The sequence below is a fragment of the Flavobacterium muglaense genome (assembly GCF_014305155.1).
GTDB lineage: Bacteria > Bacteroidota > Bacteroidia > Flavobacteriales > Flavobacteriaceae > Flavobacterium > Flavobacterium muglaense.
The window spans coordinates 1-22,273 of sequence record NZ_JACRUK010000031.1 but is presented as its reverse complement, the minus strand read 5'-3'; the positions used below and the strand labels follow the sequence as shown (position 1 = coordinate 22,273).

Genomic DNA, 22,273 nt, shown 5'->3' with positions numbered 1-22,273 from the left:
TTAAATGTAAGTTGTTTTGTGAGTAACTAGTTGATTAGTATCTTTTTAATGGTAGTATGTGTTTCGTCTGTAATTTTAACGAGATAGATTCCTTTAAGTAAATTTGTAACAGATAAAGTGCTGCTGTTACTGCTTTTTTCTTCAAAAACAACTTGGCCTATAAGGTTGTAAATAGTCACAGCATATTGTTTATTGCTGTTGTAAATTATAAAATCACCATGCGAAGGATTGGGATAAATTAAGGTTTCCGTTGCAATAGCTTCATCAGCAATAATTGCTGTTTTTGCGCTAGACTGTATTGTTTTACTACCTAAATTATTGCAAGTGTCTGATGCATAAGTATCCCAGTCGGTCGTTTTATTAAAGGTAGTTGTAGGTCCAGAAACCGTAGCTTTTCTTCTTAAAGTTACATCAGCAGCAAAATTTGCAGTTCCGCCGTTGTAAGTACCAATAATGTCAATAAGAATCCCGTTTTTAAATAAACCTACGGCATCATTTCCGTTAAAAGTCATTTCTGAAGCAGTTGTACTAAGGTTAGTCGATGCAGTGGAATAACAACTAGAAGCAATAGCACTATTTACAATTGTGTATTTGTTTCCCTTGCTTAAACTACCACTCAACGTGATTCCTGAACTCCATGATCCTGAACCGTTTGTTTGTTTTTTGATGCTATAAACACTTAAGTTGATTGTGCTAGCTGTAGCATTTGCGATTTCGAGTGCCTTGTTGTTAGAAGAACCTTCAATATATTCTGAGAAGTATAATTCTGTGGCTGTTGCCGATGCGTTAGTAGTTGTAGTAACATTTAAGGTGCTGCTGGCGCTTGATGTATTTCCAGCAGCATCTTTTGCTTTAATTGAGAAGCCATAAGTCGTTGCAGCGGTTAAGCCTGTAACGGAGTAATTTGTAGTAGTTACAGTTGCTTTTAATGCACTTCCTTGATAGACATCATAAGTTGTTACAGCAACATTATCATTTGCAGCAGTCCATGATAAGCTAGTTGTTGTTTGAGTTGTTCCGGATGCTATTAAATTAGTAGGAGTAGAAGGTGCTTGTGTATCTGCAGTAGGGTTCCATACTTTTTGCACATATTCTGGATGATCTATGTAAGGATTTCTATTGTTTTGGGTGGCATAAATGGCATTGTTACGTGCTACCTCCCTTGGGCTTACAGGATCAAGGGTGTTCCAAGCTAGTAACATGTTTAAAAAAGCAGTTGTAAAAACTTGATTTGTCGTACCGTTAAACATAGGGTAAGAATATCCAGAAACCGTTGTTTCGTAACGTGTGGCAAAGTAAAAATACATGCGCGCAATATCACCTTTAAACTCATCAATAGGTTCAAATACGGTTCCTGTATATCCAGAGACAGCACTAGTACCTAATTTACTACCATTTAATGAGGTCCAACTTGCCGTAGCAACATTTCCGTGTGGATAATTAGAGCGTTGCCCGTTTACTTTTCCGTCAGTAGGTGTGATAAAATGCGCGTCTGAAACCATAGGCGCAGTAGAGTTAAAACTGGATTGTGGTACAATATGTTCTCTATTGTAACAGTTTCCTTCGGCAGAATAGGTACCGCAGCGTTGTGTGCTATTTGTTGTGTAATTATAAGGATCTGTACCGTTTGGTTTTTCAGAATACATGTCTAAAATAGTACCGTCTTTTTCGTAAAAATTATCTACGTCAGATGTTTGGTAGGTAGTATACAGTCCGCCGTAACCATTATCGGTATGATTTTTAATAATGGTATACAGTTCGGTTTTTAAGGTATAACCACTGCTTGTAGCGGTGTTGTAATAACCTGATGGAATTTGTGCCATTACTGCTGTAATGCTTAACAACAAGGCAAGTGTGTAGTGTTTTTTCATGTAGTTGAAAATAGATTTGGTTTGTTTTTAATGGTCTTTAAATAAAATCAACAGGAGATTTTAAGTTGCGCCAAATCTATGTAATTAATGAACATACAACGTTATGAAAATTTTAACTTTCTAAACTTTTTTTAAGTTGTTCGAAAACAGGCAACAATATTGATTTCTCCTTTATTTTGGAAAAACGGTGTTTTGATAGGCGCCTAAGTCGGGCGGAAGTGTGCGTATTTTGCTTAGAATATCAAGTGGGATTGCATAAGTCGAATTCCCTTTTGCGAAAGCGCCAGAAGTATTGTCGATATACAATTGATTTGCATTACTATTGAAAAACTTCGGACTTTGATTTAAAATAATGTTGCTGTAATGGGTTGCATCAGTTTTAAAAAGGTAGTTGGGATCTGTAGTTGCGCTATCGTATTTGATAAGGCAATTATTGAATTTATAGTTGAATTGTGCTGCTGCTTTTTTGTCCAGAAAGAGTTCGTTGAAGTACGATCCGTAGATAATACAGTTGTTAAAGGTGGCATTTGTCAAGTCAATCGGGTTGGCCGTTTTGTCTAGATTGTAGTTCGTCACCGAAACGGCAACCTGTGACGAGCTGTTCCAGTTGTTGTTGAATGTACAATGTGTAAATTGATAGCTTCCGCCAAAAGTACAGGCTAATGCTGCAAGTCCAGCCGAGTTGATGACAATGTTTTCTCCTTCAATTAGACTCGTTTGTGCATAAATTCCATAATTAGCACTGTTGTAAATTTGAGTGTTTTTTATTGTAGTTAGCGTCCCATCGTTACTTTGAATGCGCAATCCTATGGTGGCGTTTTTGATGGTGGTGTGATTGAATTTGTTATTAGTGCTTCCAGCTTTTAGCCAAATAGCGCCCCATTGACCGGGAATTTTGTCGTAGTCTGATAGTAAACGGTCTCCTTCAAAAATAACCTGATTTTCCAGTTGATCTGTCACTGATTTTTTTCCGTTCACTTGAATAGATGCAGTGGTCGATACCATTAAGCCTGAGTTAGCATGGAAATAAACCCTTGCTCCAGCGTCAAAAACGGCTGTTTTTCCTTCGGGAACTGCGGCGTATCCGTAGATAACGTATGGTTTTTTGTTGGTAAATTTTAATTCGTTGCCATTGATTGGGTCGTTTTCATCGAGGTAGAAACCTTCAATGGTCCTGCCATCTTCGGTAGGTACGGTCTCGGTTGTGCCATTGGTAAAGCGTTTTGGGTATAAAAAAACGGCGTCTTGAATCAAAGTTACTAGTGCTACTTTTTGCAAATTGGCACCGCTGTCAAATTCAATATTATCGGTATATAGAAAATCTTTGGGATTGGCATCAGCACTATTTGCAGTTGTTTCGATGAAAATGTACAAGCTGTCTTTGGCTAAAAGGGTAACATTCGAAAAAAGCTTGCCATTATTGCCTTGTATTCCGTCAACGGTCATGCGGTATTTTGAGGCTAAACCTTGACCTAATTGTATGGTAGGTATATTGATGTCGTTCTTTGTTTTATTATAAACCTTCAGGCGGTAAGTGCTAGAACCTATGTTTGTAAATACGGTGTCTAGAAAAATGGTGTCTCTTGAAAAAGTTAAATCGCCTGAACTGGCAACAGTTTCAAAATCAGCCCTGCAGGAGCAAATGGAGATAAATAATCCGATAAAAAACAAGACTGTTATAGGACGCATTGGGGTTTATTTTTTGTAAAAATAAGGAAAATCTCAGTTGGATGCGCGTGAATTTTCAATTTGGATTTAGAATTACAACTCTATTTGCTATTTTATGACTCTTCTTTTATTTAATTTTACATTTTAAAGCTAAAACTATGACTTTTGATAAAGAAAAAACACTAGAATTTTACAATCAAATATCCGAAAATACCTTAATGCGCACGCTCAATATCACTTACACGGATGTGGGCGAAGATTTCTTAGTAGCGACTATGCCTGTAACTCCTTTGGTGCATCAACCGATGGGTTTATTGCATGGTGGGGCATCAGTGGCATTAGCCGAAAGTGTTGGGAGTGCCGCTTCGATGTTGTTTATTAATCCAGAATTGAGTGAGGTGCGTGGTATCGAGATTTCGGCCAATCATTTGAAAGCAAAACGGAATGGTATAGTGACTGCAACCGCCAAGATAGTGCATAAGGGATCAAGTATTCATTTGTGGGAAATACGCATTACAGATGAAAGAGGGAGTTTAATTTCTCTATGTAAATTAACCAATATGGTGTTGCCAAAAAGAAAAATAGCCAATAAGTAATGGATGAATTTTTAGCCAAAGCCCAACGTCAATTTGCGGCTCAATTGCCTTTTGTCATGTATTCGAAACCCGATGCCAAAGAACTTATAGGACTTTTTCAGCAGGATGATCGTTTGCATGATGGCGGTGATTTTAACGAAAAAGGGTTTGTTTTTGCTTCCTTTGACGGAAGTCAGACGTATTTGATACCAGAAAAGGAATCGATTGTTGAAACTGTGTTGTTCAATGCAAATAATGCCGTTATAAACAGCTATTTTGAAGAAGCGCTGAGTGATGCTGATAAGACAGATTTTGAAGGTTTAGTTTCGAAAGGGATTCAGGCGATAGCAAACAATGCTTTCCAAAAAGTAGTTTTGTCTCGCAAGGAAACGGTATTGGTTCAAAATTTTGATTTCAGTGCCGCCTTTAATAAACTGGTTCATTTGTACCCTGCGACTTTTGTGTATTGTTTTTACCATCCAAAAGTAGGGATGTGGCTAGGAGCAACGCCAGAGCAGTTGTTGAAGGCCGATGCTAATCGATTTGAAACCATAGCTTTAGCTGGAACGCAAAAAGATACTGGTTTGACAGCTATTGTTTGGGAAAATAAAGAAAAGGAAGAGCAGCAATTTGTTACCAATTATATTGTTGATAAGTTGGAAACTGTATCTACTCGATTGCAAGTTTCTCAACCATATAGTATTAAGGCAGGAACGATTTGGCATATAAAGACTGATATTTCGGGAGTTTTAAATTCGGGTTTTAGTTTACAACAAGTCGTACAGCTGTTGCATCCTACGCCCGCGGTTTGTGGTTTGCCCAAAGAGAAAGCCAAAAGTTTTATTATCGAAAATGAACATTACGATAGGGAGTTTTACACGGGTTATTTGGGTGAGTTGAATTCTGGTGATAGCACGCAATCGAGCACAGACTTATTTGTTAACTTACGCTGCATGCAAATAGGTGCAACAGATATAGAAGGGGATACGAAGGTGAGTTTGTATATGGGTTGTGGTATTACAAAAGACAGCATAGCCGAGAAAGAATGGAACGAAAGCAGGAATAAGTCTATGACTATGAAAAAAGTGCTTAGAAGCACTGAATAGTACGATTGATAGCGAAAAAAAAATAATTAAGAAACAAGTAAGATAAATGAAATTAGATATACTAGCATTTGGTGCACATCCTGATGATGTAGAATTGGGTTGTGCGGGAACAATTTTAAAAGAGATTTCCTTAGGGAAAACGGTTGGAATTGTTGACTTGACTCGCGGTGAGTTGGGAACTCGTGGTTCGGCTGAGATTAGAGATAGTGAAGCGAATGCTGCTGCAAAAATTTTGGGCGTTTCGGTTCGTGAGAATCTAGAGATGCGCGATGGTTTTTTTGTAAATGACGAAAAGCATCAGTTGGAAATTATAAAAATGATACGCAAATACCAGCCCGAAATTGTATTGTGTAATGCAATAGACGATCGTCATATTGATCATGCAAAAGGGAGTAAATTAGTTTCGGATGCTTGTTTTTTATCGGGTTTGGTAAAAATTGAAACAACAGTAGATGGAGTAGCGCAAAAAGCGTGGCGACCTAAGCTTGTGTATCATTATTTACAATGGAAAAATATTGTTCCGGATTTTGTGGTAGACATCACAGGATTTACAGATACTAAGATACAATCCATATTGGCTTATGGATCGCAGTTTTATGATCCCAATTCAAAAGAGCCAGAGTCACCAATTAGCTCAAAAAACTTCTTGGAAAGCTTAAATTACCGCTCAAGAGACTTAGGAAGGCTTGTGGGAGTCGATCATGCAGAAGGTTTTACTGTAGAAAGATATTTGGCAGTCAATAGCTTAGGAGATTTGATCTAAATTTGATGCATTTTTTTTAAAAAAACATTTGCAGAAGTAAACTTTAGTTGTATCTTTGCCACCGCTAAGCAAATGGTGGTTGTAGCTCAGTTGGTTAGAGCATCGGTTTGTGGTACCGAGGGTCGCGGGTTCGAGCCCCGTCTCCCACCCAGAAAGCAAAAGCCTCTCAGAAATGAGAGGCTTTTTTTGTGGATTATAGTCAAAAAAAGAGAGCGCTTTGAATAGTTCAAAGCGCTCTCTTTTTATGCACAAAGGATAGTAGTGTAAATCCTCCCGATTTTTTTTCGGGAGATTGTAACGAATAGCCTGGTCTTGCTGTAACGATAGTGAAAGCAAGGATGTGCCCAAATTATTGTTGTTATTTTTTATCGACTACTGGTCGGTTTTCACGATTGGCGAGTTCCCAAGCAATTGTAAAGGCTAGTTGGGTTCTTTTGGCCAAGGCGTCAAATTCAATTTTTTCTACCGTATCTGTTTTTCTATGATAGTCTGCATGGACACCATTAAATAAGAAAACCGATGGAATGCCATGCTTGGCAAAGTTATAATGATCTGAGCGCTCATAAAAATGGTTGGGATCGTTCTTGTCGTTGTATGTGTAGTCTAAATCCATGTGGATGTACTTTTCATTGACTTGCTTGCAGATGGAGTCAAGATCTGATGATAGACGATCAGCGCCTATTAAGTACACATAGTTGTTTGAACTAGCATGAGCCACATCACGACGTCCAATCATGTCGATATTAATGTCGGCAACGGTGTTTTCAAATGGAAATAAAGGATTGTCCGAGTAATAGCTGGACCCTAATAGTCCGTGCTCTTCGCCAGTGGCGTGAAAGAACAGAATAGAACGTTTGGGTCCGTGGCCTTCATTTTTTGCTTTTGCAAAAGCTTGAGCGATTTCTAACAGCGCTACGGTTCCTGATCCGTCATCATCGGCACCATTGTACACGTCACCATTTTTAACCCCTACATGGTCGTAATGTGCAGAGACAACAACTACTTCATCGGGTTTTTCAGAACCTTCTATAAATGCCCAAATATTCTCAGAACTGTTTAGTTTGTCGCTAGCTCTTTTATTCAGGGCTTCGGCTGGTACAATTTGATAAAAAGAGTTGGCTGCCTTAGGAAAAGAAATATTGTTTTTTCCGTATTGACTAATCAAGTATTTGCCTGCTTTTTTCTGTCCTGGGGAACCTGTTTCTCTTCCTTCCATTGAGTCGGCAGCCACGATGTAAAGATGCGTTTTTAGATCGGCAGCGGTAATAGTAGTAATGTATTTTGTTGGATCAGAATTATCAACTTTTTTGAGTGTTTTTGTGCTTGAGCAGGATGCTATGGTTGCTGCTAAAGCAATAAAAGGAATTAATTTTTTCATTTAAAATCAATTAGTTTGTATTATTTTTTAAGCACTTCGTTCAAGAAAACTTTAAGGTGTTCAAAAGAGCGTTTTGCTGCTTTTTCATTGTATGCAGCGCCTTTAGAATTATCGTCTCCGTATTCTGGATTTGTAAATCCGTGTACCGAGTTTGCATAATAAATCATTTGCCAATCTGCTTTTGTGTCGCGCATTTCTTGTTGGAAAGCAGTTACTTCAGCTGCAGAAACATAAGGATCGTCTGCACCGTGGCAAGCTAATACTTTGGCAGTGATGGGTTCCGTAGGGCGAGAGGCCTCTTTTGCTAAACCACCGTGGAAAGATACGACTCCTTGTATTTTTAAGTGTCCACGGGCAGCTTCTAGAGCACCTGTACCTCCAAAACAATAACCTATAACTACAATATTATCGGGATGTGCTCCCGCTTTTATTAATTGGTCTAATGCTAATTGAATGCGGTGTTGGTAAGCTTCAAAGTTGGTTTTGTAGTAACCAGCGCTTTTACCTGCTTCGGCGTTGTCTTTTGGATAGTTTCCTTCTCCGTAGATGTCAGCGATGAATGAGTAGTAGCCTAAACTTGCTAGATTAGTCGCAATGTCTTTGGATGCTTTATCGATTCCTTTCCAAGCGGGTAGAATTAAAATGCCTGGTTTTTGATCGCTCTTTTTAGTGGGAGCAATTGCAAATCCGTTTAAAACTTGTGTATTATCTTTATAGACAACTGGTTTTAATTGGGCGAAAGCCCCTTGAGAATAAACAATGATCCCCAAAATAAATAATTTTATGTTTTTCATAATTGGTTGTTTTTTATATCAAACAAATATCCGAAAATATATACTCTGGCTGGACTGGATGCTTTTTTTTATCGTTTTTTTAATAACTGTTTAAAGGCTAATATTTCTTTTGAAGGCGCAACCCAATTCGATCATCGAGTCGGTTTTGGCAATTCCGGGTATGGTATCTATTTTTTCGTACAGTAGTTTACGCATGTGTTCGTGGTCTCGGGCAATCATTTTAATGTATAAAGTGAAAGAGCCCGTGATGTAATAGCATTCGGTTACTTCGGGGATTTTTTTCAATTCATCAATGATTCGGCTGCTATCTTCATCTTTGTTTAGTGTGATTCCGGTAAAGGCACCCCAGTCGTAGCCTATTTTCTTTTCGTTGATGATGGGTTTTATTCCGGTGATAATACCTTGGTCAAATAAACGATTGATGCGCTGGTGCACCATGGTATTTGATATTTTTAAAGTTGTTGCTATTGCCGAGTAAGCCATACGTCCGTCTTTTTCTAATTCTTTGATAATTTTGATATCAAATTCATCTAATACATCCATGGAAATCTATTTTTAATATAACGCTGTCATTTTATAGGTATAAATGTAGTTATTATTTTTAATAAATCAGCAAGGGGTAATTTGTTATAATGACTTTTTTAATCTTGTTATTTTGCTTAATTAACTTTTTTAAAACCATTAAAAAGTCAAAAATGTATTTTTATACTTGTTTTATGAAAAATTATTTGTAGATTTGTACTTTAAGGACATAAAAAATAAACATCATGCAACAAACAGATTCAACTCTTTCAACTAAGTCAGAAGCATTAATAGCTAAAGAAAATAAATACGGTGCTCATAATTATCACCCATTACCCGTTGTGTTAGACAGAGGAGAAGGCGTATATGTTTGGGATGTAGATGGAAAAAAATATTTTGATTTTTTATCGGCTTATTCAGCAGTAAATCAAGGGCATTGTCACCCGAAAATTGTAGGCGCAATGGTAAAGCAAGCGCAAACATTGACTTTAACTTCTCGTGCTTTTCATAACGACCAATTGGGAGTTTTTGAAGAATATGTGACAAACTACTTTGGTTTTGACAAAGTATTACCAATGAATACAGGTGCCGAAGCAGTAGAAACGGCTTTGAAAATTTGTAGAAAATGGGCGTATGAGGTAAAAGGCATTCCAGAAAATCAAGCAGAAATTATTGTTTGTGAGAATAACTTCCACGGAAGAACAACAACGATTATTTCGTTCTCAAATGACGAAAATGCACGCAAAAACTTTGGTCCGTTTACCGATGGATTTATCAAAATTGCTTATGATGATATTGATGCTTTGGAAGCAACTTTAAAATCAAGCAAAAATATCGCAGGATTTTTAGTAGAACCGATTCAAGGGGAAGCTGGAGTGTATGTACCCACTGAAGGCTATTTGGCGAAAGCCAAAGCACTTTGTGCAGCACATAATGTATTGTTTATTGCAGATGAGGTACAAACAGGAATTGCTCGTACGGGTAGATTATTAGCCACTTGTGGAAACTGTTCTTGTGAGAACGGTTGTGAGAACAAACCAGAGGTGAAACCAGACATTCTTATTCTAGGAAAAGCAATTTCTGGTGGTGTTTATCCAGTGTCGGCTGTATTAGCCAATGATGCTATTATGAATGTCATCAAACCAGGGCAACACGGATCTACTTTTGGAGGAAACCCTGTGGCAGCAGCAGTTGCTATGGCAGCTCTTGAGGTAGTAAAAGACGAGAAATTATCACAAAATGCAGAACGTTTAGGAATTATATTAAGAGACGGTTTGAATGCTATTGCTTCAAGAAACCCATTAATTGCCCTAGTACGTGGTAAAGGATTATTGAATGCTATTGTAATTAATAGTGATGAAGAGTCAGACTTGGCTTGGGATATTTGCTTGAAATTTAGAGATTATGGATTATTGGCTAAGCCTACTCATGGTAACAAAATTAGATTTGCACCACCATTAGTAATTACCGAAGCTCAAATTCAAGAATGTCTTGTGATTATCGAAAAAGCGCTAAACGACTTTAAATAAGCTGCCATGGAAAAAGCAATAAAATTAATAAAAAACCGGTCTGATATTGGTGCGGGAACCCGTGGATCTGACTTAGGAATTGATGCCATCGAAATTGCAGCTATCAATAAAAATAGTGATTATTTTAATCAGTATAAATTTGATGATGTAAAAACGCATAATGAAAGCATCTACGATAAGAATAACAATGATTTTGCTAAAAGAATCGAGCATGTTGTAGAGCAATGTACACGTGTGAGTTACGCTGTGAAGCACAATATAGAGGCTAATTATTTCCCTATTGTATTGTCTGGCGATCACTCTTCGGCTTTAGGTACTATAAGCGGAATCAAAGCGGTTTACCCAAGGAAAACTCTAGGGGTGATTTGGATTGACGCGCATGCCGATTTGCATTCGCCTTTTACTTCGCCATCTGGAAATATCCACGGTATGCCTTTATCGGCAGCGCTTTATGATGATAATTTAGATTGCCAAATCAACGAAATCTCTCCTGAAACCAAGCAGCATTGGGAGAACATGAAAAACATTGGTTGTCCAGGGGCAAAAATTGAAGCTGGGAATTTGGTTTATTTTGGTGTCCGTGACACAGAAGAGGCTGAAGACAAGCAGATCGAAAAGCTAAACATCAAAAATTACAAGGTAGATGAGGTGCGTTACCGAGGTTTGAAAACTTGTGTTGACGAAGCGCTAGCAAAATTATCTAATTGCGATATGATTTACATTTCATTTGATGTGGATTCCATGGACTGCGATATGATTTCATACGGAACAGGTACTCCGGTTGCTAAAGGTTTTGATCAATATGAAGTAATCGCTATTATCAACCAGATTATCGCTTCTAAAAAAGTGGCTTGTTTGGAAGTGGTTGAGGTGAATCCGTTATTGGATACTAAAGGGAACAAAATGGCCGAAACAGCATTTGAAGTACTGGAGCAAGTGACTGAAACGATAGATTTATGGATTGCTTAAATCCATGATGATTTGATATCATTTTCCCCAAAGGCGTTTGCTTTTGGGGATTTTTTTTTGCTGAAAGGGAAAAATGAAGTTTTTTGAGGTTTTTTTACCGCAAATTACACAGATTTTCACAAATTACAGGGTTGCGCTTCGATGATAAAATCAGTTTAGATCTGTTTGATCCGTTTGATCAGTGGGCTATTTTTTTTTGCCACAGATTACACGGATTCACACGGATTGATTGGGTTGGGTTTAGTGTAGGAATGCAGTTGTGAAGCTGAGGTTTTTTTACCGCAAATTACACAGATTTTCACAAATTACAGGGTTGCGCTTCGATGATAAAATCAGTTGAGATCTGTTCGATCTGTTAGATGAGTGGACTATTTTTTTTAGCCACAAATCACACAGATTTACACAGATTATTGGGTTGGGTTTAGTGTAGAAATGCAGTTGTGTAGCTGAGGTTTTTTTACCGCAAATTACACATATTTTTGCAAATTACTGGGTTGCGCTTAGATGATAAAATCAGTTTAGATCTGTTCGATCCGTTAGATCAGTGGGCTATTTTTTTTTGCCACAGATTACACGGATTTACACGGATTAATTGGGTTGGGTTTAGTGTAGTAATGCAGTTGTGTAGTTGAGGTTTTTTTACCGCAAATCACACATATTTTCGCAAATTATTGGGTTTCGCTTCGATGATAAAACCCGTTTAGATCTGTTTGATCCGTTGGATCAGTGGGCTATTTTTTTTGCCACAGATTACAAGGATTTACACGGGTTAATTGGGTTGGGTTTAGTGTAGGAATGCAGTTGTGAAGCTGAGGTTTTTTTACCGCAAATTACACATATTTACACGGGTTAATTGGGTTGCGCTTCGATGATAAAATCAGTTTAGATCTGATTGATCCCTTGGATCAGTGGGCTATTTTTTTTTGCCACAGATTACAAGGATTTACACGGATTAATTGGGTTGGGTTTAGTGTAGTAATGCAGTTGTGTAGTTGAGGTTTTTTTACCGCAAATTACACATATTTTCGCAAATTATTGGGTTTCGCTTCGATGATAAAATCAGTTTAGATCTGATTGATCCCTTGGATCAGTGGGCTATTTTTTTTTGCCACAGATTACAAGGATTTACACGGATTAATTGGGTTGGGTTTAGTGTAGGAATGCAGTTGTGTAGTTGAGGTTTTTTTGCCACAGATTACACAGATTTTCACGGATTCTTGGGTTGGGTTTAGTTGATAAAATCAGTTTAGGTCTGTTTGATCCATGGGCTATTGTCTATGCTAGTTTTTGTCACACTGGAAATGCACTGAAGCGAATCAGTTTTCATGCTTTTTACATATTTACTCTACTATTTATACTTGCATTCCGATTTTCACAAAAGAATGCGAATAAATCGCGCTTCCTGCATTTTGTTGGGATTTAAACCGAAAAACTATTCTTACTAACGGGATTTTTTTATATTTGTTTAAGTATTTTTACGTAGTTTTAAATTTATTTTATGATTCAAGTAGACCAAGCCTTATCGATTATAGCGCAAAACAGCGCTAAGATGCCTGTAAAAAAAATAAAAGTAGGTAAGGCGCTCGGGTATGTGCTGGCCGAAACTATTTATTCGCCCATTGACATGCCACCGTTTCGGCAATCGGCTATGGATGGATATGCGTTTGTGCATACTGATTTAAATACTTTATCAGTGGTTAGTAGCTCGCAAGCAGGCGATTATCAAAATATAAAACTAAGCAAAGACCAAGCGGTTCGCATTTTTACGGGAGCTTATGTTCCGGATGATGCAGATACTGTTGTGATGCAGGAACACACCACCGCAACGGGCAATGCCGTTGTTATTGATAAATTTCCAGCGCCCTTTGCAAACATCAGGAAGCAAGGCGAACAGATACAAAAAGGCCAACTGGTCTTAGAAAAGAACACTATCATAACAGCTGCAGCAATTGGATTTTTTGCTTGTTTAGGAATTACACTAATCAAAGTGTATTCAAAACCCAAAGTGGCTATTTTAGTCACTGGTAACGAACTCGTGCGTCCCGGTAAAAAGTTGGCCAAAGGGAAAATATTCGAAAGCAATTCGGTTATGCTGCAAGCCGCTTTGAAAGAAGTAGGGATAAAAAAACCAACTATTTTCAGAGTGAAAGACAGTTTAAAAGCAACCACAAAAATAATAGAAAGTTGTTTGACTCAATTTGATATTTTGCTTATTTCTGGCGGAATCTCCGTTGGTGATTACGATTTTGTCAAAGAAGCCTTGTTGCAAAATGGGGTAGAAGAGTTGTTTTATAAAATCAATCAAAAGCCGGGTAAGCCCTTGTTTTTTGGTAAAAAAGACAAGCAACTGGTTTTTGCCTTACCGGGAAATCCTGCCTCGTCATTGACTTGTTTTTATGTCTATGCGTTGCCAGCACTTAAAAAACGTTTGGGATTCACCGACATTCACTTGCCCAAAATGAACCGAAAAATCACCAGTGCGTTCCACAACAACACCGCCAAAACTTTGTTTCTAAAAGGGTTTTATAATGATGAAACCGTGACGGTTCTAGAAAGCCAAAGCTCGGCCATGCTCAATACTTTTGCCGTTGCGAATTGCTTTATATACATTCCGCATACGGTCGAAAATGTAGCACAACAGCAAGAAATCCAAATCATTCCTTTTAGTTAAACAACAGTAAATAGCAACCCCAAAAGTACCAACTCATGAAAAACACTATTGTGCCCCAGTTAACCATTGTAGGCGCTGGACCCGGAGACCCAGATTTGATTACCATCAAAGCCATCAAAGCCTTGCAAACCGCCACAGTAGTTTTGTATGATGCCTTGGTAAACGAGGATTTACTAGCGCATGCACCCCAAGCTCAACTTGTTTTTGTAGGCAAGCGTTTGGGTTGCCACGCCAATTCCCAAGACCAAATTAATGAGTTAATAGTAGTCATGGCACAGCAATACGGACATGTAGTACGCCTCAAGGGTGGTGATCCCTTCGTGTTTGGTCGTGGTAGTGAGGAAATCGCCTATGCCCAACAATTTGGCTTAGAAACCGCCATCGTTCCCGGTATTTCATCGGCTTTGGGTGTGCCAGCCGTAAACGGAATCAGTTTAACGCAGCGCCAGATATCCGAGAGTTTTTGGGTCATTACCGGCACCACCTCCGACCATAAGTTATCCAAAGACGTCAACTTAGCATCGCAATCCTCGGCCACAGTCGTGATCCTAATGGGCATGCACAAACTAACCGAAATAGTCGCATTATATCAAAAAAACAGAACCGATGATTTACCCGTAGCCATCATTCAAAACGGCACAACCGCCGCACAAAAAAAAGTAATCGCTACCATTAGCACCATAACAGCGGTAGTAAAAGACCAGCAAATTTCGTCACCAGCCATCATTATCATTGGCGAAGTAGTGAATCACAGCTGTAAATTAAACGCTTGCTTTCAAGAAGAAAATAGTGAAGACGAATTCGTTTTCCAAAACTTAAATTTCAATAGCGTCCTTTAAAAGGGCGTTTTTTTTTTTTAGGAGCAATTCCCGTTATGCGTTACAACCCATTTGGTCTCAAACCCTTTTACTAGCCGCTTGCAGGAGCTTCCTCCGGTCGCTCTGCCAGCAGCAGTAAAAGTGGTTTTCCACCGGCATGGGGTTTTCACTGCTCCCGGGGCTAGGGGATTGGGGGGGTAATGAAATTCTTATTCAAAAATAGTTTCTCCCTTTATTATCTCTCGTACTTCTGATATTTGACTTAGTTTAAAATTACGTATTTTACCTCTTCTTAATAAGCAATTTGTATTTAGCATTATTTCTAAATTTTTGTCTTTAAATACTATTTTTGGCAAAGTGTTATTGGTTATTGTTTCGCCGTCAAGATTTATAGTTATTTTACCATTTTCAAGATATTTAAAATTAACAAAATTGATGTTTTTTTCAGGTTTCCAAGAATCTAATTCTTGATAATCCTCTTTAAATTTCTTAAAATCCTTTATATGAATAAAAAAATCTTTTACTTTTACTATTCGTTTGGTTACATTAAGGAACGCATCTTTATAAATTATATGGTAATAATTACCTATTTCAAATTTACAATCTGATATTTCAAATTTATATTTATTGTTATAACTAGGGTATCTTTTTCCGAAAATATCTATTTCATTTTTTATGTCAAAAGTGTAATCTATCGTTATCGTAGATTTCTTTTGAGTTATAAAATCAAAATAATTCATTTGATAAAAGTAATGTTTAAATATTATTGAATGAGATTGCCCAATAGTTGTGGTTATTTTTTTGTCATCCGAATCTCCTTCTAAAATAAATGGTTTTTCTAACGGAAAAATAAAAAATGTATTTTCTTCCATTGACTTAACGGCATCATTTAGCAAATCATCTTTGTTAATCAAATTTTGTGTTTCCGTAATAGAATATAAAATGTCATAATGGAAAAATGATTCAGAAAAAGTTTTAGAGCTGGAGTTGTACCATTTGCATTTTAATTCAATTAATGGTAAGCCTGTTTTTTCGCAATATTTATGTTTTTCATCAGAATATTTAAAGGCTATTACAGTCATAACTGGCGGTAAAAATTCTAAATGATTTGTTTCTAAAAGTTCTCCATTTTCCTTAGTGCGATTTACTTTATTTTTAAATAATTCTAAATCAACACTTTTTAAAACTACTTTTTTATTTAAATAAGTAGTTCTAATTAAATTATCATAGTTTTTACTTATGAGTTCTTTTCCTGAACTTTCTAATTCTTTTTTAAAATCAAGTTCCCTAAGTATTTTATTATTTTCTACAGAGAAAGAAATTTGATTGATAAGTTGACTACTAATCCACTTTTCTGTAAATTTTCCATCTCTAGAGTTATAGTAAATGCAATTTAATTGTTGGCCATTATCTCTTCCTGTTCCTTTTTCAAAGGTTTTATCTTTTACTTCTTTTATAATCAGTATTGGCGAAGTATACTCTGGAAAAGCTGAAATTTTAATATTTGTATGCTTATCTATAAATGGGTGTGTTTTAAAAACAATCAAATTACCTCTTTTAAATTGGCTCATATTTAGTTTTGTTGATTAAACACCGAATATATGAATTTTATTATTAAATTTGAAGAGAATCTGCGAGAAGAGTTGAATTACAGTTGTGTGGATCGCAAAGCAGAATTAATTCTGTTTTACTTTTATACAAAAAGGTATATTAGGAAATGAGATTTAACAATCTTTTGGTCATATCCTTTAACCAGGAGATACCGTAAGAGTATAATTAGAACTTTGATTAGAGTTATTATAGGTTCATTCGTTAAGAACGATATGAGCAAATTTAAGCAATCTATTTGATGTTTCATAGGTATTATATAATATTTAGTACAAAACCAATGACTCAGTAATTGGGTACCGATCCAGCTTATTTATTAGGTATGTAATTTTTAAACGCTATTGTTACTCGCAGATTCTTTTTTAAAATTGGATTATGGAAAGACCGAGTTGGCTGAAAGAAAAAGGATATTTACATGTGTCACCATCATTAGAATTAGGAACTAATTCAGATTTACTAATAAAAAAGGTTACTAGTAAAAAGTATATCGAAACTTATGCTTTTTATCCATTAATTCACACTATCATTTCTGATAGGAAATTCAAGAAAGGCAATGCTAAGAAACATACTACTAGCCAAAGAAAGCACACGCATTATCGTCTAAAATCATTACATCCCGTCAAAAAATCAAAAGATAGGCCTTTACATTATGCTAGTCACATGGATTCATTAGTATTTGGATATTACGCTGACATAATAAAAGAGGGATACGAAAAATTGTTAGGAAAAGAACCTTTACAAGATCAAGCCGTTATTGCTTATCGAAAAATTGAAACATTTAAGGGTTCGGAAAAAGGTAAATCCAATATTCATTTTGCAAAAGAATGTTTTGACGAAATTAAAGAAAGAACCAAAAATGGTGCTGAAGTATCAGTTTTAGCAATTGATTTAAAAAGTTTTTTTTCGACTTTAGATCATAAGATTTTAAAAGAACAATGGTGTAGGGTTTTAAATGAAAAAGAACTTCCAAAGGACCATTATCGAGTATTTAAGGCATGTACAGACTTTAAGTATGTTTTATTGGATGATTTGAGAGTAAGAAAGACTGAAAATGGTAGAAAAGCTCCTTACGATGAAAGTAAGCTTGCTCATGTCCGAAAAACAAAAGGATTTAGATGTTTTTTTGAGTCGAATGAAGATTTTAGACAAAGTATAAAAAATGGAGACTTATCAATTTATTCTAATCCATTTTCTAAAAAACTACCAAATGATAAACCTGTAAAGATTGGAATTCCACAAGGGCTACCTATTAGTGCAGTTTTGGCTAATCTTTATCTATTTGATTTTGACTTAGAAATAGTTAATCGGTGGGTAAAACCTTTAAATGCATATTATAGAAGGTATTCCGATGATATATTTATTGTTTGTGAAAAGAATTTAAGTAATGAAATTGAAAAAGGAATCAATGAATTAGAGAAAAAATATGCAGTTAAAATTAGTAAGGAAAAAACGGAGAAATTTGTTTTTAAAAATGTGAAAATTTCAAATGATAATAGCAGATTAGAGTGTTTTAGAATAAAAGAAGATGGCTCAGAAGTATCTTCTGCTATGTCTTATTTAGGTTTTGAGTTTAGAGGTTATCACACTGGTATCAAATCTACCAATTTGGCAAAGTATTATAGAAAGATAATTTCGACTGTAAAAAGAAAATGTAAAAGAACTTTAAAATTAATCGAAGAAAATCCAAATACAAAAAAAGCTGTTTTTAAAAATCAAATTAGAAGAATATACAATCTCCCCGTGAAATTTAAAGATGGTGATTTGACTGAACAAAAACTCAAGAAAAAAATGAGGTATAATCTTGTTTTAAATGGCAGAGGGTTCTATGAATTTAAATTTAGTGAACGAAATAATAAAAAACAAGCTAATTATCATAGTTATATCTTGCGTTGTTGTGAAGAGTTTCAAACGGATTCATTTCAAAAACAGATTAAAAAAAGTAAACACGTAGCTAATTCAGCTATTGCTAAGCATTTGAGAGGATAATCTCCTTTCCCCGCTCTCCGAAGAGTTCCTTAAAAGATAAACGTTATTAAAACTAGGGGCGTGCTGTGCGAAGTCTCCCGACTTCGTACCCGTTCCTATAATCCACACAGTTAATCAAGCAAAACAAATATTTATTTGTAGTAAAAAACCATTATATTTAAACAAAAAATATGTCAGAAGGCTACAAAATAAGAGACCAAACTTTGCCACATTTTGTAACAGCAACAGTTGTAGACTGGGTTGATGTTTTTACAAGAAAAAATTATAGAGACATCGTTGTAGGCTGTTTGTATTTTTGCATCAAAGAAAAGGCAATGATTTTGTATGGCTATGTTATTATGAGCAATCATATTCACATGGTAGTTCAATCTGGCGATGGCGAGTTGTCGGATTTATTGCGAGATTTTAAGAAATTTACAGCCACAAAAATTATAGAAAAAATAAAATCAGATCCCGAAAGCAGAAGAGCTGGTGTTGGAGCGTTTTAAATTAGCAACCGAAAGTCATTCCAGAAACAAAAATTATCAGTTTTGGAAGTATGGCAATCACCCAGAAGAAATTTATAGTAACAAGTTTATGTGGTCAAAGTTGGATGATATTCACTTAAATCCTGTTCGTGCAGGAATTGTAGAGAAAGCATCCCATTATATTTATTCCAGTGCCAGTAATTATGTTTCGGATACAGGTTTATTAAAAATAGAAAAAGCAGATATTCCTATTGTTGATGTTCTAAATTTGAATAATTTCACAAAATATAATGAATATTGAGTTTTAGAAAATTGGAACGGCATATAGGAGTGGGTACGAAGTCGAGAGACTTCGCACAGCGTTCTACATCAACATTTATGTTTTCTAGAAGACTTCGGGGAGCGGGGAGATAATTTCGGATTGATAGATGAATGGAAAGATTTTCAGAAATTAGATGATGTTGCCAAACAAAAAAAATTACCCGAATGGTTACAAAAAGTCCGGGATGGAAATAAATTTAATAAGGAGCGCGCTTCTTTTTATCCTCATAATGAAATATATTTGGAAAAACCGGTAGGACTAGGTGGCAAAGGGAAATATGTAATATTAGACTCCTATAACAATGTAAAAGGTGAAATAATATCTCGAAAGTTTACACAATTTGATGACATACAAGAAACAACAGGATTACAATACATTAAAGAATTAAAAAGCAAATATCCTGTAAATGCAAAAATAGCACAAGTTGATTCTAATATCAATGGATCGAATAAAGCATTGAAAGATGTAAAGGAGATAAAAGGAGATTTGATACTAGAAATCCCTGCACAGAAAAGTGGTAAAATATCGTATACAATTTTAAAGTATGCAAGAGATAATGATATAAAAATAAGAGACATTAATGGTAAAATATATAAATGATGATGAAATTTAAATACTATAAATGGAATAGAGGTTACAAAGAATTAGCAACTGAATCAATAACTCTTTCAAAATTAGATGATTTTAACAAAACCAGATATTCAAGACGTAAAAACCAAGAAGGAATGCTTGAACTAGCCTCATCAGAAGCTCACGATAAAAAACAAACTTATTTTGCTACTTTTTTTGATAATGAAAAGCCTTTTTGTTTTATGGAGTGCAATGCAGGATTCTTTTATATTGGTTTTTTGGATGAATTCAATAGAGTATATTTAAGTTATTCATTTGATGAATTTGAACCCAATAAACTATTTATGAAACAAGCTTCTTTTGCTCAATTTGATGGAAATAATGAAGATGCAATTAAACGAACCAACTATAATTTTGAACCAAATGGAGAATTAAAAATAATCTCTTATTTTGAGAACGAACAAGAAATTTTAACTGCACAAGAACCCATAGATGTTAGTGATTTATGGGAAAATTACCCTGAATTTGGTAATTATGATGATTTAATAAAATTAGAACGTTTACCAAAAGATTTACATTTTTAAATACTCTACGATAGAGATTGGATAGAGTGGAGAGAACTTGAAATTAGTACTGGAAAAGTTGGTAGGTATTTAGCCCCGCTCTCCGAAGAGTTCCTTAAAAGATAAACGTTATTAAAACTAGGGGCATGCTGTGCGAAGTCTCCCGCTCTCCGAAGAGTTCCTTAAAAGATAAACGTTATTAAAACTAGGGGCGTGCTGTGCGAAGTCTCCCGACTTCGTACCCAGCTCTCCGAAGTCTCCCTATCAAACAAAAGTTCTAAAATATCGGCTGTGCTGTGCGAATGTCTCCGCTCTCCGAAGAGTTCCTTAAAAGATAAACGTTATTAAAACTAGGGGCGTGCTGTGCGAAGTCTCCCGACTTCGTACCCGTTCCTATAATCCACACAGTTAATCAAGTAAAACAAATATTTATTTGTAGTAAAAAACCATTATATTTTAACAAAAAATATGTCAGAAGGGTACAAAATAAGAGACCAAACTTTGCCACATTTTGTAACAGCAACAGTTGTAGACTAGATAGATGTTTTTACAAGAAAAAATTATAGAGATATCGTTGTAGCCTGTTTGGATTTTTGCATCAAAGAAAAGGCAATGGTTTTGTATGGCTATGTAATTATGAGCAATCATATTCACATGATAGTTCAATCTGGCGATGGCGAGTTGTCGGATTTATTGCGAGATTTTAAGCAATTTACAGCCACAAAAATTATAGAAAAAATAAAATCAGATCCCGAAAGCAGAAGAGAGTGGATGTTGGAGCGTTTTAAATTAGCAACCGAAAGTCATTCCAGAAACAAAAATTATCAGTTTTGGCAATATGGCAATCACCCAGAAGAAATTTATAGTAACAAGTTTATGTGGTCAAAATTGGATTATATTCACTTAAATCCTGTTCGTGTAGGAATTGTAGAGAAAGCATCCCATTATATTTATTCCAGTGCCAGTAATTATGTTTCGGATACAGGTTTATTAAAAATAGAAAAAGCAGATATTCCTATTGTTGATGTTCTAAATTTGAATAATTTTACAAAATATAATGAACATTGAGTTTTAGAAAATTGGAACGGCATATAGGAGTGGGTACGAAGTCGGGAGACTTCGCACAGCGTTCTACATCAACATTTATGTTTTCTAGAAGACTTCGGGGAGCGGGGAATATAATGGAATTAAAACTTTGGTCAAAACAAATGAAAGACCAAAATGTAATACATGTGGTGATTCTGGAGTAGATTTTATACAACCAATGGATCAATATTTACTAGATTTGAATTATTTTGCGAGTCATTTTAAAAGTGCTACTGGACGTAGCAATGTAAAAAGCCTATTAATAACTTCGGCAGATAGATCAAGAGAAGCCGAATATTATATCATTGAAGTAATAAGAAATAACCCAACATTATTTAATAACATTACAGCTTATGAATATACAGATTTAAAGCCTGCAGCAAGTTGTGAACCAGATGTTGTAAATAATGGAGTATATTGCGAGTTTAAAAGTTGGAGTAATACAAGAGGGGCAACAGCAGACAAAGACGATCCCGAAGCAGCAAGTAGCAGTAGCGGAGCATTCTCTTATTTTAAAACTAGTTTAACAGGTAATTCATTCAAGCAATTTAAGGCGTTATTATCTGCTACAGCAGTAAGCTCTATGAGCAAAATAAACTATTATTTTGATGCCAAAAAACTAGCTGGAACAAACAATACTTCTAAAGAAGATTGGGTAAAAACTGTTTTTAAAGATATGATGTACAATGCAACAACGCAAACACTAAAACAACAAGGAAATGAGGTTTTTGAAGTGATTTGGGGGAATGAGGATCTAAAAGCAATGTTTGATTTATCCGATACAGCTCTTAAAACACCAATTGAACAATTCAAGGATATAATTTCAAACACCTCTAACTCTTTTTACAATTTTATAAAAGTTAAATGATGTTTTACATTTCTAAACAACAAAATCAAGTTAGTATTTTCTTTTCTGATTCTGATAATTTAATAGAGGTGTAAAGTTATGTACTTATTTTAATTATTTGTAATCCAATGTGTTTATGCTTCATCATCTTAATAATTAG

Annotated in this window: 20 protein-coding genes and 1 tRNA gene; 15 read left to right on the top strand and 6 right to left on the bottom strand. The window is 35.6% G+C overall.

The genetic code is table 11. The annotated features are described in order from the left end of the window. Nucleotides 1-26: 26 nt before the first annotated feature. Together H8R24_RS12185 and H8R24_RS12180 are read right to left on the bottom strand one after the other, a co-directional pair. Complete coding sequence (locus H8R24_RS12185; RefSeq protein WP_187019467.1) at nt 27-1,871, bottom strand: endonuclease; 1,845 nt, start codon at nt 1,869-1,871, stop codon at nt 27-29. A 171-nt stretch (nt 1,872-2,042) separates the two neighbouring features. Further along, the gene (locus tag H8R24_RS12180; protein WP_187019469.1) at nt 2,043-3,560 is read right to left on the bottom strand and encodes a hypothetical protein; all 1,518 of its coding nucleotides are present in this window, start codon (nt 3,558-3,560) and stop codon (nt 2,043-2,045) included. Nucleotides 3,561-3,697: 137 nt separating this feature from the next. Here H8R24_RS12180 and H8R24_RS12175 point away from each other — a divergent pair, with 137 nt between their 5' ends. From H8R24_RS12175 to H8R24_RS12160, 4 genes are all read left to right on the top strand, one after another. Next, nucleotides 3,698-4,135 (top strand): PaaI family thioesterase, encoded by a 438-nt coding sequence (locus tag H8R24_RS12175; protein ID WP_187019470.1) that lies wholly within the window; start codon nt 3,698-3,700, stop codon nt 4,133-4,135. After that, nucleotides 4,135-5,220: a chorismate-binding protein gene (locus H8R24_RS12170; protein ID WP_187019472.1), complete on the top strand. Its 1,086-nt coding sequence runs from the start codon at nt 4,135-4,137 to the stop codon at nt 5,218-5,220. Before H8R24_RS12175 ends, H8R24_RS12170 begins: the two co-directional genes overlap by 1 nt. A gap of 46 nt (nt 5,221-5,266) precedes the next feature. Continuing rightward, nucleotides 5,267-5,983 carry a bacillithiol biosynthesis deacetylase BshB1 gene (gene bshB1, locus H8R24_RS12165; RefSeq protein ID WP_187019474.1) on the top strand — a complete coding sequence of 239 codons (717 nt, stop codon included), beginning with the start codon at nt 5,267-5,269 and terminating at the stop codon, nt 5,981-5,983. Between the two features lie 74 nt (nt 5,984-6,057). Next, nucleotides 6,058-6,133: transfer RNA gene (locus H8R24_RS12160), tRNA-His, on the top strand. A 208-nt stretch (nt 6,134-6,341) separates the two neighbouring features. On the opposite strand, the gene H8R24_RS12155 is transcribed toward H8R24_RS12160, so the two are convergent. The 3 genes from H8R24_RS12155 to H8R24_RS12145 all read right to left on the bottom strand — a co-directional run bounded on the left by H8R24_RS12155 (nt 6,342) and on the right by H8R24_RS12145 (nt 8,698). Beyond that, nucleotides 6,342-7,361 (bottom strand): M28 family peptidase, encoded by a 1,020-nt coding sequence (locus H8R24_RS12155; protein ID WP_187019476.1) that lies wholly within the window; start codon nt 7,359-7,361, stop codon nt 6,342-6,344. 20 nt (nt 7,362-7,381) lie between these two features. Then, nucleotides 7,382-8,155, bottom strand: a complete 774-nt coding sequence (locus H8R24_RS12150; RefSeq protein WP_187019478.1) for a dienelactone hydrolase family protein — start codon at nt 8,153-8,155, stop codon at nt 7,382-7,384. A 90-nt stretch (nt 8,156-8,245) separates the two neighbouring features. Beyond that, entirely contained in the window at nt 8,246-8,698 is a 453-nt protein-coding gene (locus H8R24_RS12145; RefSeq protein WP_187019480.1) for an Lrp/AsnC family transcriptional regulator, read from the bottom strand. Nucleotides 8,699-8,922: 224 nt separating this feature from the next. On the opposite strand from H8R24_RS12145, the gene rocD reads away from it, so the two are divergent. From rocD to cobA, 4 genes are all read left to right on the top strand, one after another. Then, entirely contained in the window at nt 8,923-10,206 is a 1,284-nt protein-coding gene (gene rocD, locus H8R24_RS12140; RefSeq protein ID WP_187019482.1) for an ornithine--oxo-acid transaminase, read from the top strand. A gap of 6 nt (nt 10,207-10,212) precedes the next feature. Next, nucleotides 10,213-11,175 (top strand): arginase, encoded by a 963-nt coding sequence (locus H8R24_RS12135; RefSeq protein WP_187019484.1) that lies wholly within the window; start codon nt 10,213-10,215, stop codon nt 11,173-11,175. A 1,498-nt stretch (nt 11,176-12,673) separates the two neighbouring features. Further along, on the top strand, nt 12,674-13,846 hold the full coding sequence (locus tag H8R24_RS12130) for a molybdopterin molybdotransferase MoeA (protein ID WP_187019485.1): 1,173 nt from the start codon (nt 12,674-12,676) through the stop codon (nt 13,844-13,846). Between the two features lie 35 nt (nt 13,847-13,881). Beyond that, nucleotides 13,882-14,685: a uroporphyrinogen-III C-methyltransferase gene (cobA, locus tag H8R24_RS12125; RefSeq protein WP_187019487.1), complete on the top strand. Its 804-nt coding sequence runs from the start codon at nt 13,882-13,884 to the stop codon at nt 14,683-14,685. 188 nt (nt 14,686-14,873) lie between these two features. On the opposite strand, the gene H8R24_RS12120 is transcribed toward cobA, so the two are convergent. Next, nucleotides 14,874-16,235, bottom strand: coding sequence for a hypothetical protein (locus tag H8R24_RS12120; protein WP_187019489.1), 1,362 nt, complete (start codon nt 16,233-16,235; stop codon nt 14,874-14,876). 412 nt (nt 16,236-16,647) lie between these two features. Here H8R24_RS12120 and H8R24_RS12115 point away from each other — a divergent pair, with 412 nt between their 5' ends. From H8R24_RS12115 to H8R24_RS12090, 7 genes are all read left to right on the top strand, one after another. Next, nucleotides 16,648-18,258, top strand: coding sequence for a reverse transcriptase domain-containing protein (locus H8R24_RS12115; protein ID WP_187019491.1), 1,611 nt, complete (start codon nt 16,648-16,650; stop codon nt 18,256-18,258). Nucleotides 18,259-18,428: 170 nt separating this feature from the next. After that, nucleotides 18,429-18,746, top strand: a complete 318-nt coding sequence (locus H8R24_RS18375; RefSeq protein WP_317173678.1) for a transposase — start codon at nt 18,429-18,431, stop codon at nt 18,744-18,746. Further along, entirely contained in the window at nt 18,733-19,026 is a 294-nt protein-coding gene (locus H8R24_RS18370; protein WP_317173677.1) for a hypothetical protein, read from the top strand. Before H8R24_RS18375 ends, H8R24_RS18370 begins: the two co-directional genes overlap by 14 nt. A 120-nt stretch (nt 19,027-19,146) precedes the next feature. Next, nucleotides 19,147-19,647, top strand: a complete 501-nt coding sequence (locus tag H8R24_RS12105; protein WP_222617402.1) for a hypothetical protein — start codon at nt 19,147-19,149, stop codon at nt 19,645-19,647. Next, complete coding sequence (locus H8R24_RS12100; protein ID WP_187019493.1) at nt 19,644-20,201, top strand: hypothetical protein; 558 nt, start codon at nt 19,644-19,646, stop codon at nt 20,199-20,201. Before H8R24_RS12105 ends, H8R24_RS12100 begins: the two co-directional genes overlap by 4 nt. 516 nt (nt 20,202-20,717) lie before the next feature. Continuing rightward, a complete protein-coding gene (locus H8R24_RS12095) occupies nt 20,718-21,248 on the top strand; it encodes an REP-associated tyrosine transposase (RefSeq protein WP_317173679.1) in 531 nt (176 codons plus the stop codon). Between the two features lie 127 nt (nt 21,249-21,375). Further along, nucleotides 21,376-22,134, top strand: coding sequence for a hypothetical protein (locus H8R24_RS12090; protein WP_187038205.1), 759 nt, complete (start codon nt 21,376-21,378; stop codon nt 22,132-22,134). Nucleotides 22,135-22,273 lie beyond the last annotated feature (139 nt).

Excerpts from the sequence above, each read along its gene's own strand:
- H8R24_RS12185 (WP_187019467.1), bottom strand. The coding sequence starts at position 1,871 with ATGAAAAAACACTACACACTTGCCTTGTTGTTAAGCATTACAGCAGTA.
- H8R24_RS12180 (WP_187019469.1), bottom strand. The coding sequence starts at position 3,560 with ATGCGTCCTATAACAGTCTTGTTTTTTATCGGATTATTTATCTCCATT.
- H8R24_RS12175 (WP_187019470.1), top strand. The coding sequence starts at position 3,698 with ATGACTTTTGATAAAGAAAAAACACTAGAATTTTACAATCAAATATCC.
- H8R24_RS12170 (WP_187019472.1), top strand. The coding sequence starts at position 4,135 with ATGGATGAATTTTTAGCCAAAGCCCAACGTCAATTTGCGGCTCAATTG.
- bshB1 (WP_187019474.1), top strand. The coding sequence starts at position 5,267 with ATGAAATTAGATATACTAGCATTTGGTGCACATCCTGATGATGTAGAA.
- H8R24_RS12155 (WP_187019476.1), bottom strand. The coding sequence starts at position 7,361 with ATGAAAAAATTAATTCCTTTTATTGCTTTAGCAGCAACCATAGCATCC.
- H8R24_RS12150 (WP_187019478.1), bottom strand. The coding sequence starts at position 8,155 with ATGAAAAACATAAAATTATTTATTTTGGGGATCATTGTTTATTCTCAA.
- H8R24_RS12145 (WP_187019480.1), bottom strand. The coding sequence starts at position 8,698 with ATGGATGTATTAGATGAATTTGATATCAAAATTATCAAAGAATTAGAA.
- rocD (WP_187019482.1), top strand. The coding sequence starts at position 8,923 with ATGCAACAAACAGATTCAACTCTTTCAACTAAGTCAGAAGCATTAATA.
- H8R24_RS12135 (WP_187019484.1), top strand. The coding sequence starts at position 10,213 with ATGGAAAAAGCAATAAAATTAATAAAAAACCGGTCTGATATTGGTGCG.
- H8R24_RS12130 (WP_187019485.1), top strand. The coding sequence starts at position 12,674 with ATGATTCAAGTAGACCAAGCCTTATCGATTATAGCGCAAAACAGCGCT.
- cobA (WP_187019487.1), top strand. The coding sequence starts at position 13,882 with ATGAAAAACACTATTGTGCCCCAGTTAACCATTGTAGGCGCTGGACCC.
- H8R24_RS12120 (WP_187019489.1), bottom strand. The coding sequence starts at position 16,235 with ATGAGCCAATTTAAAAGAGGTAATTTGATTGTTTTTAAAACACACCCA.
- H8R24_RS12115 (WP_187019491.1), top strand. The coding sequence starts at position 16,648 with ATGGAAAGACCGAGTTGGCTGAAAGAAAAAGGATATTTACATGTGTCA.
- H8R24_RS18375 (WP_317173678.1), top strand. The coding sequence starts at position 18,429 with ATGTCAGAAGGCTACAAAATAAGAGACCAAACTTTGCCACATTTTGTA.
- H8R24_RS12100 (WP_187019493.1), top strand. The coding sequence starts at position 19,644 with ATGATGATGAAATTTAAATACTATAAATGGAATAGAGGTTACAAAGAA.